We start from the raw sequence: 15,313 nt of genomic DNA, 5'->3' as shown, positions 1-15,313 counted from the left end.
CCGGGGCGGCGAAAGGCCCCGCCCGGCACCAGGAGGTGCCGGGCGGGGCCGGTGACGCGGGAGCCGCGGGTCAGGCCTCGGTGGGGGCCGTGACGGACGGGAGCGACTGCTGCTCCGCCGCCGCGGTCTTCTTCGTGGCCCGCTTGGTCGCGGTCTTCTTCGTCGTCGTGGCGGCCTTCTTGGCGGTGGTGGCCTTCTTCGCCGCCGTCGCCTTCTTGGCCACCGTCTTCTTCGCCGCGGTCGCCTTCTTGGCCGGAGCCTTCTTGGCGGCCTTCTTCGCCGGGGCGGCCTCGTCGGCGGGAGCGGCCTCCTCGGCCGCCGGCTCGGCGGCCGGCTCGTTCACCGGCGCCTCGACGACGACCACGGCCGCCTCCGCCGCGCCGGCCGGGGACCCGGCGGGTGCGGTGGCCTTGCGGGTGGCACGCCGGCGCGGCCGGGCCGGGGCGGCCTCCACGACCGGGTCCTCCACGGCCTGCGGGGCCTCGGCCGCCTCCGCGACCGGCTCGGGCTGCGACTGCTCCGGCTCCGGTACGGCGACGGGCTCCGCCGCGGCGACCGCGACCGGCTCCGGGGCCGCCTCGGCAGCGGACGCCGGGGCGCCGGCCGGTGCGGTGGCCTTGCGGGTCGCCCGGCGACGGGTGCGGCCCTTGGGGGCCTCCTCCGCCACGGGCTCCACCACGGGCTCGGCGACCGGCTCGGCGACGGCCTCGCGGACCGGCTCCGGGGCGGTGACGACCGGGGCCGCGACCGGCTCGGCCGGTGCCTCGGCGGCCGGGGCCGCCGTACGCGGCGCGCCCGCCGGAGCGGTGGCCTTGCGGGTGGCCCGGCGGCGGTTGCGGCGGCCGCTCAGGCCCGCCGCGGCCTCGGCCTCGGCCGCGCTGCTGTACAGCTCCTCGTCCGCGACGAACTCCGGCTCGGGCAGCGCCCGCGGCGCGGCGGCCTCGGCGGCCACCTCGGCCTCGGTCTCGGCCTCGAACTCGACGGCCTCGTGCTCGTGCTCGTGGTCGTGGTGGTCCGACTCGCCCTTGCCGCGGCGCTTGGAACGCTTGCCGTTGCCGCCGCCGCCGACCGCGGTCGGGATCTCCATGTGCACGATGACACCGCGGCCGTTGCAGTGGACACAGGTCTCGGAGAACGACTCCAGCAGGCCCTGGCCCACCCGCTTGCGGGTCATCTGGACCAGGCCCAGCGAGGTGACCTCGGCCACCTGGTGCTTCGTACGGTCGCGGCCCAGGCACTCCAGCATGCGCCGCAGGACCAGGTCGCGGTTGGACTCCAGGACCATGTCGATGAAGTCGATGACGACGATGCCGCCCAGGTCGCGCAGCCGCAGCTGGCGCACGATCTCCTCGGCCGCCTCCAGGTTGTTCCTGGTGACGGTCTCTTCGAGGTTGCCGCCCTGACCGGTGAACTTGCCGGTGTTGACGTCGATGACGATCATCGCCTCGGTCTTGTCGATCACAAGCGAGCCGCCGGAGGGCAGCCACACCTTGCGGTCGAGCGCCTTGGCGAGTTGCTCGTCGATCCGGTACGTCGCGAAGACGTCGACCTCGGAGGTCCAGCGCGACAGCCGGTCGGCCAGGTCCGGGGCCACGTGGTTCACGTAGCCGTGGATGGTCTCCCAGGCGCTGTCACCGCTGACGATGACCTTCGAGAAGTCCTCGTTGAAGATGTCGCGCACGACGCGCACGGTCATGTCCGGCTCGCCGTACAGCAGGCTCGGCGAAGAGGTCGAGATCTGCTTCGACTTCTTCTGGATGTCCTCCCACTGGGCCTGCAGCCGCTCGACGTCGCGGCGCAGCTCGTCCTCGCTCGCGCCCTCGGCGGCGGTGCGCACGATGACGCCCGCGTCCTCGGGGACGATCTTCTTGAGGATGGTCTTCAGGCGCGCGCGCTCGGTGTCGGGCAGCTTGCGGCTGATGCCGGTCATCGAGCCCTCGGGCACGTAGACCAGGTAGCGGCCGGGCAGCGAGACCTGGCTGGTCAGGCGGGCGCCCTTGTGGCCGATGGGGTCCTTGGTGACCTGCACCAGGACCGACTGGCCGGACTTGAGGGCGGATTCGATGCGGCGGGGCCCGTTGGCCATGCCGAGCGCCTCGAAGTTGACCTCGCCGGCGTACAGGACGGCGTTGCGGCCCTTGCCGATGTCGATGAAGGCGGCCTCCATGGACGGCAGCACGTTCTGGACCTTGCCCAGGTAGACGTTGCCGACGTACGAGGTGGCCTCTTCCTTGTTGACGTAGTGCTCGACGAGCACGTTGTCTTCCAGGACGCCGATCTGGGTGCGCTCGCCGGCCTGTCGGACGACCATCACGCGCTCGACGGCCTCGCGGCGGGCCAGGAACTCGGCCTCGGTGATGATCGGGACGCGGCGGCGGCCCTGCTCGCGGCCTTCGCGGCGGCGCTGCTTCTTCGCCTCCAGGCGGGTCGAGCCCTTGATGGACTGGACCTCGTCGGAGGAGGTGGACTCGCTGCGCTCGCGGGCCGGGCGCGGCTCGCGGACCTTGACGACGGTCCGTACGCCGTCGTCGTCGCCCGAGTCGGCGGAGTCGGCGGAGTCACCGCTGCGACGGCGACGGCGACGGCGGCGACGGCTGGAGCTGGAGCCCGCGGCGCCGTTGTCCTCGTCCTCGTCGTCGTCCTGCTCGTCCTCGGCCTCCTGCTCGGCGGCCGGGGCCTCGGTGTCCTCGTCGGCGGCCTCGTCGAGGTCGGCGGACTCGCCGCGGCGACGGCGGCGGCCACCGCGACGGCGGCGGCGGGAGGGGCGCTCGCCCGACTCGTCGCCGTCCTCGAAGTCGGCGGACTCCTCGTCGAGCTCGGCGGCCTCGGCCTCCGGCTCCTCCTCGGCGAGCACCTCGGGCAGCGAGACCGGGGCGCTCTCGGCGACGGGGGCGGCCTCGGCGGCGCCGCGACCGCGGCGACGGCGACGGCCGGCCGGCTGCGGGGCGGGGGTCTCGACGACCTCGGCCTCCAGCTCGACCTCCTCCTCGTCCTCGACCTCGTCGGCCGGGGCGGCGGCGCGGGCGGCCGCGGCGGCCATGGCCGCGGTCTCGGGGGTCTGGAACATCGGCTCGGCGAAGACCGGGGCCTGGAAGACGGCCACGGCGGGCCGTGCGGCGCGGCGGCCGCGCGCCGGGGCCGCCTCGGCCTCGGCGGCGGGCTGTACGGGCTGCGCCGGCGCGGCGGTGCCGGTGGAGCGGGTGGCGCGGCGGCGGCCGCCGCGCTTCGGCGAGTCCACGGCGTCGGCGACGGTCACCGAGCGGGTGGCGGGGGCCTTGGGGGCCTCGGCCTCCTCCACGGCGGCGGGGGCCTCGTCCGCGACGGGCGCCGGGGAAGCGACGGCGGCCGGGGCGGCGACGGCGCGGGTGGCGCGGCGACGGGCACGCGGCGCCGGGGCCGCGGACTCCTCGGCCACCGGCTCGACCGGAGCGGCGGCGGGCGCCTGGGCCTCCACGGCGGCCGGGGCCTCGGCCACCGGAGCGGCGGTCTCGGCGGCCGGGGCGGCGACGGCGCGGGTGGCGCGGCGACGGGCACGCGGCGCCGGGGCCGCGGACTCCTCGGCCACCGGCTCGACCGGAGCGGCGGCGGGCGCCTGGGCCTCCACGGCGGCCGGGGCCTCGGCCACCGGAGCGGCGACCGCGCGGGTGGCGCGGCGACGGGCACGCGGCGCGGGGGCCGCGGACTCCTCGGCCTGCGGCTCGGCGGGGGCGGCGGCGGGCGCCTGGGCAGGGGCCTCGGCGGCCGGAGCCTCCGGGGCGGTCACCGCGCGGGTGGCGCGGCGGCGGGCACGCGGGGCGGCAGCCGCGGTCTCCTCGGCCACCGGCGCGGGTGCGGCGGGCGCCTCGGCGACGGCGGGAGCCGCGGCCTCGGCGGCCGGCGTCTCGGGGGCGGCCACGGCGCGGGTCGCGCGGCGGCGGGTACGGGCGGGGGCGGCGGCCGGGGCGGCCTCCTCGACGGGGGCGGCCGGGGCGGCCTCGGCCACGGGGGCCGTCTCCGCGGGGCTGGCGCCGGGCGGGCCGGCGGGCCGGGAGGCGGCGCGGCGACGCCTGCGCGGGGGCAGGTTGTCGCTGGGGCTGCCGCTGTCGGCGTTGCCTGCGGTGGTGGAGTCGATTTCGTTGTTGAGCATTGCGGGCGGTTCTCCCGTCACGCTCCCGGGCGCCGCGGCTGACGTCCGGTCCGGCACGGTGTCCGCGTAATGAGCGCGGACACCGGCCTCCGGGGCGCGTTCGCCACACGGGAGCTCTAGTCCATGGCCGCCGGTTCCGTACGTCTTTGTCCGTACGGCCTGGCGGAAGTCTTCAGGTCAGTGCGCTGCCCGACCCAGGTGGCTCCCGAGTCCCAGGGCTGCGCGACGGCGACGATCCCTACGCGGCGGGACCTTCCGGCGCCTTCGCGTCGGCTGTTACGGCGGCCGTGGGTGGAGCGGCCGTATCAGCCTCGCGGTCGGGCGCGAGCGGGTCGGTCACCGTGCCGGACTCCTCGTCGAAGAGCCCCTGCGCCAGCCTGGTCACCGCTGAGGGGACCGGCGGCGCCAGGTCGGCCACAGCTCGGAGACCGGACAGGACGTCGTCGGGTCGCACGGCAGGTGTCAAATGCCGAACAACCAGCCGCAGTATCGCACAGGCACGGTCCGCGGACCTATCAGCCGGGTCGGACAGGGCCGCCAGACTCACCACGGCGCCGCGCGTGTCGAAGGTCCGCATGCCGTTCTTGGTGCGGCGCTGGACCTCCACGGTCTCGGCCGCGAGGAAGGCGGCCACGGCCCGCTCGGCCTCGGCCGGCTCCACGCCGTCCAGGCGCAGCTCCCAGACGGAGGCGGTCAGGCGGTCGGCGAGGCCGGAGGTGCGGGCCTCGACGGCGTCGACGATGTCGAGGCCGGTGGGCATCGACTCGTCGAGCAGGGCGCGGAGCTTCTCCGGGTCGCGGGCCTCGGCGAGCCCGATCTCCAGGTACTCGGCCTCGCTGCCGGTCCCGGTCGGAGCGGCGTTCGCGTACGAGACGCGGGGGTGCGGGGTGAAGCCGGCCGAGTACGCCATCGGCACGGCGGCGCGGCGCAGGGCCCGCTCGAACGCGCGCTGGAAGTCGCGGTGGCTGGTGAACCGGAGGCGCCCGCGTTTGGTGTAGCGCAGTCGGATGCGCTGCACCACCGGTGCGGGAGGCGGGCCTTCGGGCTGTCGCTTGCCCAGTGGTTCTTCTCCTTGTGCGGGGCTCCGCGGCTCGCGCGTCGCCCTGAGGTCCGGGGCCTGCGGGCCCCGCCCCGCCTCCGGCTCACCCCTGCCGTTCGCGGAGGGAGATCTCGGGGCCGGGCGTGTTGCCTGCGGCTTTCTCCTACCCAGAGTACGCGCCCGTGACCTCGCCGGTTCCCGGAAAGGAGCACCGGGCCGGGCCGGCGACGCGCGGGAGGCCCCCGCCGTCGTGGCGGGGGCCTCCCGTCGGAGCCGTTACGCGGTCCGGGTCACTTCACGACCGACAGCGGCAGCAGCTTCTTGCCCGTCGGGCCGATCTGGATCTCGGTCTGCATCTGGGGGCAGACGCCGCAGTCGAAGCACGGCGTCCAGCGGCAGTCGTCGACCTCCGTCTCGTCGAGCGCGTCCTGCCAGTCCTCCCAGAGCCAGTCCTTGTCGAGGCCGGAGTCCAGGTGGTCCCAGGGCAGGACCTCCTCGTAGGTGCGCTCGCGCGTCGTGTACCAGGCGACGTCCACGCCGTGCGCGGGCAGCGTCTTCTCGGCCGCCTCCATCCAGCGGTCGTAGCTGAAGTGCTCGCGCCAGCCGTCGAAGCGGCCGCCGGACTCGTACACGGCGCGGATGACGTCGCCGACGCGGCGGTCGCCGCGGGAGAGCAGGCCCTCGACGATGCCCGGCTTGCCGTCGTGGTAGCGGAAACCGATGGAGCGGCCGTACTTCTTGTCGCCGCGGATCTTGTCGCGGAGCTTGCCGAGGCGGGCGTCGGTCTCCTCGGCCGAGAGCTGCGGCGCCCACTGGAAGGGGGTGTGCGGCTTCGGGACGAACCCGCCGATGGACACCGTGCAGCGGATGTCGTTCTGGCCGGAGACCTCGCGGCCCTTGGCGATGACGTTGACCGCCATGTCGCCGATCTGCAGGACGTCCTCGTCGGTCTCGGTGGGCAGGCCGCACATGAAGTACAGCTTCACCTGGCGCCAGCCGTTGCCGTACGCGGTCGAGACGGTCCGGATCAGGTCCTCTTCGGAGACCATCTTGTTGATGACCTTGCGCATGCGCTCGGAGCCGCCCTCGGGCGCGAAGGTCAGGCCGGAGCGGCGCCCGTTGCGGGTCAGCTCGTTGGCCAGGTCCACGTTGAAGGCGTCGACGCGGGTCGACGGCAGGGACAGGCCGACCTTGTCGTCCGTGTAGCGGTCCGCGAGGCCCTTGGCGATCTCGGCGATCTCGGTGTGGTCGGCCGAGGAGAGGGAGAGCAGGCCGACCTCCTCGAAGCCCGTGGCCTTCAGGCCGCGCTCGACCATCTCGCCGATGCCGGTGATGCTTCGCTCCCGCACGGGGCGCGTGATCATGCCGGCCTGGCAGAAGCGGCAGCCGCGGGTGCAGCCGCGGAAGATCTCCACCGACATCCGCTCGTGCACGGTCTCGGCGAGCGGGACCAGCGGCTGCTTGGGGTAGGGCCACTCGTCGAGGTCCATGACGGTGTGCTTGGACACGCGCCACGGCACGCCGGAGCGGTTCGGGACGACGCGGCCGATGCGGCCGTCCGGGAGGTACTCCACGTCGTAGAAGCGCGGGACGTAGATGTTGCCGGTCTTGGCGAGGCGCAGCAGCACCTCGTCGCGGCCGCCGGGGCGGCCCTCGGCCTTCCAGGTCCGGATGATCTCGGTCATGTCGAGGACGGCCTGCTCGCCGTCGCCGATGACCGCCGCGTCGATGAACTCCGCGATCGGCTCGGGGTTGAAGGCCGCGTGGCCGCCCGCGAGGACGATCGGGTGGTCGACGGTGCGGTCGCGGGCCTCCAGCGGGATGCCCGCGAGGTCCAGGGCCGTGAGCATGTTCGTGTAGCCCAGCTCCGTGGAGAAGCTGAGGCCGAACACGTCGAAGGCGGAGACCGGGCGGTGGCTGTCCACGGTGAACTGCGGCACCTTGTGCTCGCGCATCAGCTCTTCGAGGTCGGGCCAGACGCTGTAGGTGCGCTCGGCGAGCACGCCCTCGCGCTCGTTGAGCACCTCGTAGAGGATCATGACGCCCTGGTTGGGCAGCCCGACCTCGTACGCGTCCGGGTACATCAGCGCCCAGCGGACGTCGCACGAGTCCCACTCCTTGACGGTGGAGTTGAGCTCACCACCGACGTACTGGATGGGCTTCTGCACATGCGGGAGCAGAGCTTCGAGCTGTGGGAAGACCGACTCGGACATCACGCGACTTTCGTGAAGCGGGCAGGGGGCGACTCTCAAGCGTACCCCGGGGCCCGGCCGCCCCCGTCCGCGTGATCATGCCAGGGCGGCCCGCAACTCCGGGGCGCAGGCCGTCGCCCAGACCTCCGGGAGCTCCCGTTCGCGCCGCTCGGCCAGGGCTTCCTCGCGGGCGTGGAGCACGCCCCAGGTGAAGCTCGGCTCCCCCGATCCCTGGGCCTGGGCGGCGAGCCCGCGCAGGGCGTCGCGGGCCACCACGCCGTCCTGGTGGTCGCCGAGCAGCGATTGGACCGACTTCACGGCCTTGGCCAGGCGCTTCGCCGGTTTGCCGAGGGCCGGGACGGCCGCTTCCGCCGCGTAGCGGGCGCGCTTGGCGGCCTTGCGGGCGTCGTGCAGGGCGAGGTCGCGCTCCCCGCCCGGCTCCAGGGCGAGGGCGGTGTCGACGCGCCCGGCCAGCCGCGCGAAGTCGCGGAGCACCGCCTGGGGCAGGACCTCGTCGGCGGGGTCGGCCGCGGGGCCGAGCAGCGGCGGCGCGTCGAGCAGGGCGTCGAGGGAGTCCAGCAGGGCGAGGTAGCGCGCACCGTCGAGCGCGGCGAGGGCCCGGCGGCGCGTGCCGGAGCGGCGGGTGGTGTGCCACAGGCGCAGACGGTTGCGGACGGGCCCCATCAGCAGGGTGCGGGGCAGTTCGCCGATGTGGGCCCGGAGCCGCTCCAGCAGCACCTCCTGGTCGCGGTCGGCGCCGAGTTCCCCGGCCAGCCAGCGCAGTTCCTCGCCGAGGGGGTCGGTGACGGTGCGGTCCAGCACCTTGCGGTAGGTCGTGAAGGCGCTGCGCAGCCGGCGGGTGGCGACGCGCATCCGGTGGACGGAGTCGGGCAGGTTCCGCCGGACGGCCGGGTCCTGGGCGACCAGGGCGTCGCGCTGGGTGCGCAGGTACGCCAGGACGTGTGCGCCGGCCGTGGGGTCGGCGGCCTCGCGGCCGGGCCGGACCGGGGGCGCGCTGCCGGTCTCGGCGAGGGCGCGGGCGAGTTTGGAGGGGGCTTCGGAAACCTTGAGGCCCGCCTTGCGGAAGGCCTTCTCGACCGCGTCGAGCAGGCCCGGGTCCACTCCGTCGGCGAGTTCCACCTCGACCTCGGTCCAGGCGGCGGTGGCCTCGCCGCGTTCGGCCAGGACGGTGTCGGTGGACAGCTCCGCCAGGAGGGCTCCGTCCGCGTCGAGCAGGTGGCTGACCCGGCGCGAGGACAGCAGTCTGACCTGGGGGCGGAGCCCGGTGCCGCGGACGCGCGAGCGGAGCAGGGCGGCGAGGGAGCGCGGGACGGTGTCGCCGAGCTCGGCCCCGACCTCGTCGCGGACCCCCGGGGAGACGGGGAGCTTGAGGTGCCAGCCGGCGTCCGCGCCGCCGGTCCTGCGGCGCAGCGTGAGGCCGTCTGCGGCGAGCCGCTGGTCGGGGGTGTCGTAGTAGACGGCGTCGAGGTCCACGGTGCCCTGGTCGGTGACGGCCGCGATCCCGGCCGTGCCCGTCAGGTCCGGGACCCCGCGCCGGGCCGCCGACGCCTTAGTGAACTCGAATTTCCGCTCGATTTCGCGCTTCGTGTCCGCCATGGGACGAATTTAGTCCCGAACGGATCACGGCTCCAGGGGGCATGGCCCATCAGGCCGACAACGGCCGCTGCACCTTGATCGACTGGAGCAGTCCCACGGCGATCCAGACGGCGAACATCGATGATCCTCCGTACGAGACGAAGGGCAGCGGCAGGCCGGCGACCGGCATGATGCCGAGCGTCATGCCGATGTTCTCGAAGGACTGGAAGGCGAACCAGGCGATGATCCCGGCGCACACGATCGTCCCGTAGAGCTCGGTGGTCTCCCGGGCGATCATGCAGGCGCGCCACAGGATGATGCCCAGCAGGACCAGGATCAGGCCGGCCCCGATGAAGCCGAGCTCCTCGCCGGCCACCGTGAACACGAAGTCGGTCTGCTGCTCCGGCACGAACTGGCCGGTGGTCTGCGAACCCTTGAAGAGGCCGGATCCGCTGAGGCCGCCCGAGCCGATGGCGATGCGGGCCTGGTTGGTGTTGTAGCCGACGCCCGCCGGGTCGAGCTCGGGGTTGGCGAAGGCGGCGAAGCGGTTGATCTGGTACTCGTCGAGGACGCCGAGCTGCCAGATCAGGATGGCGCCGGCCGCGCCCGAGCCGATCAGGCCGAGGACCCAGCGGTTGGACGCGCCCGAGGCGAGCAGCACGCCGAGCACGATGACGACCATGACCATGACGGAGCCGAGGTCGGGCATCAGCATGACGATGCCCATCGGTGCGGCCGCCAGGCACAGCGCCTTGACGACCGTGCGGTGGTCCGGGTGGGCGAGGTCGCCCGCGTCCACCCGGGTGGCCAGCAGCATCGCCATGACCAGGATGATCGTGATCTTCACGAACTCGGACGGCTGGATCGAGAACCCGCCGCCGATCACGATCCACGCGTGGGCGCCGTTGATGGTGGCGCCGAGCGGGGTGAGCACGGCGAGGATGAGGACGAGCGAGAGCCCGTAGAGCACGGGCACCGCGCCGCGCAGGGTGCGGTGGCCGAGCCAGACCGTGCCGATCATCAGCACGACGCCGATGCCGGTGTTGAGGGCGTGCCGGAAGAGGAAGTAGTACGGGTCGCCCTGGTTCAGCGAGGTCCGGTTGCGGGTCGCCGACCACACCAGCAGGCAGCCGATGAGGGACAGGGCGAGGGCGGACAGGAGTATCGGCCAGTCGAGCCGGCGCACCACCGAGTCGCGGGCGGTGAGCTTGGCCATCGCCCCGCGCTCGGGCGCGTACCGGGAGACGGAGAACTTGTTGGCGGTCTGCATGTCGGTACTCGGTCCTCAGTCCTGGCGTGCCACGGGCGGGGCGGGAGGCCCGGCGAGCGCGGCCGGGGCCAGCTCCTCCGGGGACGGCGGCACGTACGGCCTGATCTCGGGGGCGTCGATGGAGCCGTCGGGCTGGATCCGGGGCAGCCCGGCCTCCGGCTTGGGGAGCAGGGCCTTGGCCGGGTCCTGCTTGCCGGCCATGTCCAGACCGTAGATGGCGTTGTAGAGGTTGCGCACGGCGGGGCCGGAGGCGCCCGAGCCGGTGCCGCCCTGGGAGATCGTCATCACGATCGTGTAGTCCTCGGTGTACGTGGCGAACCACGAGGTGGTCTGCTTGCCGTAGACCTCGGCGGTGCCGGTCTTGGCGTGCATGGGGATCTGCTTCTGCGGCCAGCCGCCGAAGCGCCAGGCGGCGGTGCCGCGGGTGGCGACGCCTTCGAGCGCGCCGTTCATCTTCTGCCGGGTGGTCTCGGTCATCGGGAGCCGGCCGTGGGCCTGCGGCTTGATCTCCTCGACGTGCTTGCCGTCGGCGCTGACGATGGCCTTGCCGATGGTCGGGTTCCACAGGGTGCCGCCGTTGGAGATGGCGGCGTAGATGGTGGCCATCTGGATGGGGGTGACGAGCGTGTCGCCCTGGCCGATGGAGTAGTTGACGGCGTCACCGGCGCGCATGAGGTTGCCTTCGAGGCAGTTCTCGTAGGACAGCAGCTCGACGTAGGTGCCGCCCTTCTTGCCGCTCTTGCACCACATGTTCTTGTTGGCCTCCCAGAACCGCTGCTTCCACCGGCGGTCGGGCACCCGGCCCTTCTCCTCGCCCGGCAGGTCCACGTGGGTCTCGGCGCCGAGGCCGAACTCGTGGGCGGTCTTGTAGAAGATCTCCGCCGGGTGCCGCTTCGGCTTGAGCCCGCCGTCCTTGAGCCACTGCTGGTGGCCGAGCGCGTAGAAGACGGTGTCGCAGGAGACTTCGAGGGCCTGGCCGAGGGTGATCGACCCGTGGCCCTGGGACTCGAAGTTCTTGAAGACCTGGCCTCCGATGGAGTACGAGCTCGGGCAGGGGTACTCGCCGTCGAACTTGTACCCGGCGTTGACGGCCGCCGCGGTCGGGATGACCTTGAAGATCGAGCCCGGGGCCGCCTGGCCCTGGATCGCCCGGTTCATCAGGGGGACGTTGGAGGCCTTGGCGGTGAGCCTGGCGTATTCCTTGGCGGAGATGCCGCCGACCCACACGTTCGGGTCGTAGCTGGGGTTGGAGGCCATCGCCACGACGCGGCCGGTCTTGGACTCCAGGACCACCACGGCGCCGGCGTCCGCCTTGTAGTTCACGCCGGTGTTGCGGTCGTTCTGCTTGCGGGCCTCGACCATGGCGGCGTTCAGCTCGTACTCGGCGACGCCCTGGACGCGGGCGTCGATGCTCGTCACCAGGTGGGCGCCGGGGACGGTGGGGTCGTTGGCGGCCTCGCCGATGACCCGGCCGAGGTTGTCCACCTCGTAGCGGGTGACGCCGGCCTTGCCGCGCAGCTCCTTGTCGTAGGTGCGCTCCAGTCCGAAGCGGCCGACCTGGTCGGAGCGGAGGAAGGGCGAGTTGGTGTCCTTGGCCTTGACGATCTCCGCGTCGGTGACCGGGGAGAGGTAGCCGAGCACCTGGCCGGTGTTGGCGCCGCCGGGCGCCGGGTAGCGGCGTACGGCCGTGGGCTCCGCGGTGATGCCGGGGAAGTCCTCGGGGCGTTCGCGGATCTGGAGGGCCTGCTGGGTGGTGGCCTTCAGCGTGACCGGGATGGGCTGGTACGGGGAGCCGTTCCAGCAGGGCTGCGGGGTCTGGGAGTCGCAGAGCCGCACCTTGTCCATGGCCTCGCGCGGCTTCATGTCGAGGACGCCGGCGAGGCGGGTGAGGACGCCCTTGCCCTTGTCCTTCATCTTCATCAGGTCGGTCCGGCTGGCGGAGACGACCAGACGGGTCTCGTTGTCGGCGAGCGGGACGCCGCGGGCGTCGAGGATCGAGCCGCGCACGGCGGGCTGGACCACCTGCTGGACGTGGTTGTTCTTCGCCTCGTCGGAGTATTCGGCGCCGTTGCGGATCTGGAGGTACCACAGGCGCCCGCCGAGCGTGAGCAGCAGGGAGAAGACGAGGACCTGGATCATGACGAGCCGGATCCGCACCCGGGAGGTGCGGCCGGTCTCCGGAACGTTGGTCACGTGTGCTCCTCCCTCACAGCTTCTTGACGCTCTTCACACCCTTGACGACCTTGATGCCCTTTATGCGGCCGGCCCGGTTGGCCCGGCCGCGCGCCGTCTTCATCCGCAGGCCGCCGCGCTGGCTGCCGATCCGCAGGCCGGTGCCCCCGGCCAGCCAGCCGGAGGAGACGTCCGCGCTCTGGGCCGGCCCGCCCCCGGCCTCGACGGCCATCGGGTCGTTCTCGGCGCGCCGGGCGAGGGCCATGATGAGCGGCACGGTGAACGGCGCGAGCAGCAGGTCGTAGAGGGTGGCCGTGAACAGCAGGCCCAGCAGGCCCACGTGACGGGCCGCCGTGTCGCCGACGAGGGCGCCGACGCCCGCGTAGAGCAGGGTGGAGGCGATCGCGGCACCGACGACGGTGAGCATCGGGCCCCAGGCGGAGCGGGACCGCCCGTTGTCGGGGCGGACCAGCCCGGCCGCGTACCCCATGACGCACAGCACCAGGGCGTAGCGCCCGGCGGCGTGGTCGGCGGGCGGGGCCAGGTCGGCGAGGAGGCCCGCGGTGAAGCCGACGAGGGCGCCGCCGACCGGCCCGTAGACGAGCGCGAGGGCGACGACGGTCAGCAGGACCAGGTCGGGGACGGCTCCGGGCAGCTGGAGCCGTCCCAGGACGGTGACCTGGACGACGAGGGCGACGACCACGAGGGTCGCCGAGAGCAGGATCCGGTTCAAGCGCATGGGCGGTCTGCTCCTACTCGTCGGCCGGCTTGCCGGCCACACCGGCCGTCGCGGACGGGGTGACCGTCACGGTGACGGTCGGGGTGGGCTTGGGGGCCTCGGGCTTGGGCGGCAGGACGGCGTCGCGCGGGTCCTCGCGCGGCGGCGTCACCACGACGCCGACGATGTCCAGCCGGGAGAAGGTGACGAACGGCTTCACCCAGACGGTCCGGGTCAGGTCGCCGCGGGAGGGCTCGACCTTGACCACCTCGCCGATCGGCACGCCGGGCACGAAGGGCTTGTTGCCGCGCGAGCCGAAGGTGACGAGCCGGTCGCCGGGGTTGACCTTGGCCTTGCCGTTGAGCATCTGGACCGACAGGGCGCGGTCGCCCTGGCCGGTGGCGAAGCCGAGCTCGCCGGTCTTCTCCAGGCGCGTCCCGACGGTGAAGTCGGGGTCGTTGGCGAGGACGACCGTGGCGGTGTCGGGTCCGACGGTGGAGACGCGGCCGACGAGGCCGTCCCCGTTGAGGACGGTCATGTCGCGCTCGATGCCGTCCTTGCTGCCGGCGTCGATGGTCACGGTCCAGGAGAAGCCCTGGGCCGCTCCTATGGCGATGACCTCGGCGCCCTTGATCCCGTACTGCCCGGCGCCGGCCCGCTTGAGCATCTCGTCGAGCTCGCGGACGCGGCTGCGGGTCTGGTCCTCGCTGCCGAGCCTGGCCTTCAGCCCGGCGTTCTCGCGTTCCAGCGTGGCGATGCGGTTGTGGCGCTTGCCGGAGTCCCGTACGGCCCCTATGGCGTTGCCGACCGGGTCGACGGCGGTCGCGACGCCCTTCTCGACCGGGCCGAAGACCGTGGCGGCGGCTTGCCGGGCACCGTCGACCGGAGACTCCTCGCCCGCCCTGATGTCCACCGTGATCAGTGCGAACGCGATGGCGATCAGAAGCACCAGGAGCAGCCGGCTCTCTCGTGTGTCCCTCACGTGCGGCGGCGTGCCTTCCTCGTAGAGATATTCGCGGCGGAGCCGCGCCGGTGGAGCCGGAGCTCGCACAGGTCTTTTGCCTGTATATCAACGATCCGCCGCACGGACGCGGTAGCACCCGTACGGCGGATTCTTGTGTTCCGCATGACCGGAGGCCACGGGCGGCAGCATCAGCGGCGGGGCTGGGCGTCCAGAACCTGCTGGAGCGCCTCGAACTCCTCGACGCACTTGCCGGAGCCGAGCGCGACGGAGTCCAGGGGGTCCTCGGCGATGTGGATGGGCATCCCCGTCTCACGGCGCAGCCGCTCGTCCAGGCCGCGCAGCAGGGCGCCGCCGCCGGTGAGCACGATGCCGCGGTCCATGATGTCGCCGGAGAGCTCCGGAGGGCACTTGTCGAGGGTGGTCTTGACCGCGTCGACGATGGCGTTGACGGGCTCCTCGATGGCCTTGCGCACCTCGGCGGCCGAGATGACCACGGTCTTGGGCAGGCCCGAGACCAGGTCGCGGCCGCGGATCTCGGTGTGCTCGTCCTTGTCGAGGTCGTAGGCCGACCCGATGGTGATCTTGATCTGCTCGGCGGTGCGCTCACCGAGGAGGAGCGAGTACTCCTTCTTGATGTGCTGGATGATCGCGTTGTCGAGCTCGTCGCCGGCCACCCGGATGGACTGCGCCGTGACGATTCCGCCGAGGGAGATGACGGCCACCTCGGTGGTGCCGCCGCCGATGTCCACGACCATGTTGCCGGTGGCCTCGTGGACGGGCAGGCCCGAGCCGATGGCGGCGGCCATGGGCTCTTCGATGATGTGCACCTGACGGGCGCCGGCCTGCGTGGACGCCTCGATGACGGCGCGTCGCTCCACTCCGGTGATGCCGGAGGGCACGCAGACCACGACGCGCGGGCGGGCCAGGTAGCGGCGCTTGTGGATCTTGAGGATGAAGTACCGGAGCATACGCTCGGTGATCTCGAAGTCGGCGATCACGCCGTCCTTGAGGGGGCGTACGGCGACGATGTTGCCGGGCGTGCGCCCGATCATCTTCTTCGCTTCGGAGCCGACCGCCAGGATGCCGCCGGTGTTCGTGTTGATGGCGACCACGGACGGCTCGTTCAGGACGATTCCCCGGCCCCTCACGTACACCAGCGTGTTGGCGGTCCCGAGGTCGATCGCCATGTCACGGCCGATGAACGACATGTTGTTCCCCTTGTTCCCCATGAGGAGC

At 72.9% G+C, this 15,313-nt stretch carries 9 protein-coding genes; all 9 read right to left on the bottom strand.

Annotated features, from left to right (window positions below):
• Positions 1-70: 70 nt before the first annotated feature.
• Positions 71-4,126, bottom strand: coding sequence for an Rne/Rng family ribonuclease (locus CP968_RS22105; RefSeq protein WP_150519653.1), 4,056 nt, complete (start codon positions 4,124-4,126; stop codon positions 71-73).
• A 238-nt stretch (positions 4,127-4,364) separates the two neighbouring features.
• On the bottom strand, positions 4,365-5,144 hold the full coding sequence (locus CP968_RS22100) for a TIGR03936 family radical SAM-associated protein (protein ID WP_150519652.1): 780 nt from the start codon (positions 5,142-5,144) through the stop codon (positions 4,365-4,367).
• Positions 5,145-5,455: 311 nt separating this feature from the next.
• Entirely contained in the window at positions 5,456-7,381 is a 1,926-nt protein-coding gene (locus CP968_RS22095) for a TIGR03960 family B12-binding radical SAM protein (protein ID WP_189828944.1), read from the bottom strand.
• Positions 7,382-7,453: 72 nt separating this feature from the next.
• Positions 7,454-8,974: a CYTH and CHAD domain-containing protein gene (locus CP968_RS22090; protein WP_150519650.1), complete on the bottom strand. Its 1,521-nt coding sequence runs from the start codon at positions 8,972-8,974 to the stop codon at positions 7,454-7,456.
• 49 nt (positions 8,975-9,023) lie between these two features.
• Positions 9,024-10,223, bottom strand: coding sequence for a rod shape-determining protein RodA (rodA, locus tag CP968_RS22085; RefSeq protein WP_150519649.1), 1,200 nt, complete (start codon positions 10,221-10,223; stop codon positions 9,024-9,026).
• Positions 10,224-10,238: 15 nt separating this feature from the next.
• Positions 10,239-12,416, bottom strand: a complete 2,178-nt coding sequence (gene mrdA / locus CP968_RS22080) for a penicillin-binding protein 2 (RefSeq protein ID WP_150519648.1) — start codon at positions 12,414-12,416, stop codon at positions 10,239-10,241.
• A gap of 13 nt (positions 12,417-12,429) precedes the next feature.
• Entirely contained in the window at positions 12,430-13,134 is a 705-nt protein-coding gene (gene mreD, locus CP968_RS22075; protein WP_150519647.1) for a rod shape-determining protein MreD, read from the bottom strand.
• A 13-nt stretch (positions 13,135-13,147) separates the two neighbouring features.
• Complete coding sequence (gene mreC, locus CP968_RS22070; protein ID WP_150519646.1) at positions 13,148-14,095, bottom strand: rod shape-determining protein MreC; 948 nt, start codon at positions 14,093-14,095, stop codon at positions 13,148-13,150.
• A gap of 170 nt (positions 14,096-14,265) precedes the next feature.
• Positions 14,266-15,285, bottom strand: a complete 1,020-nt coding sequence (locus tag CP968_RS22065; protein WP_008738981.1) for a rod shape-determining protein — start codon at positions 15,283-15,285, stop codon at positions 14,266-14,268.
• Between the last annotated feature and the right edge of the window lie 28 nt (positions 15,286-15,313).

It is taken from the genome of Streptomyces subrutilus (genome assembly GCF_008704535.1).
GTDB classification, from domain to species: Bacteria; Actinomycetota; Actinomycetes; order Streptomycetales; family Streptomycetaceae; genus Streptomyces; species Streptomyces subrutilus.
Note: the sequence above shows the minus strand (reverse complement) of the source record. Positions and strands in the feature narration are given on the sequence as shown.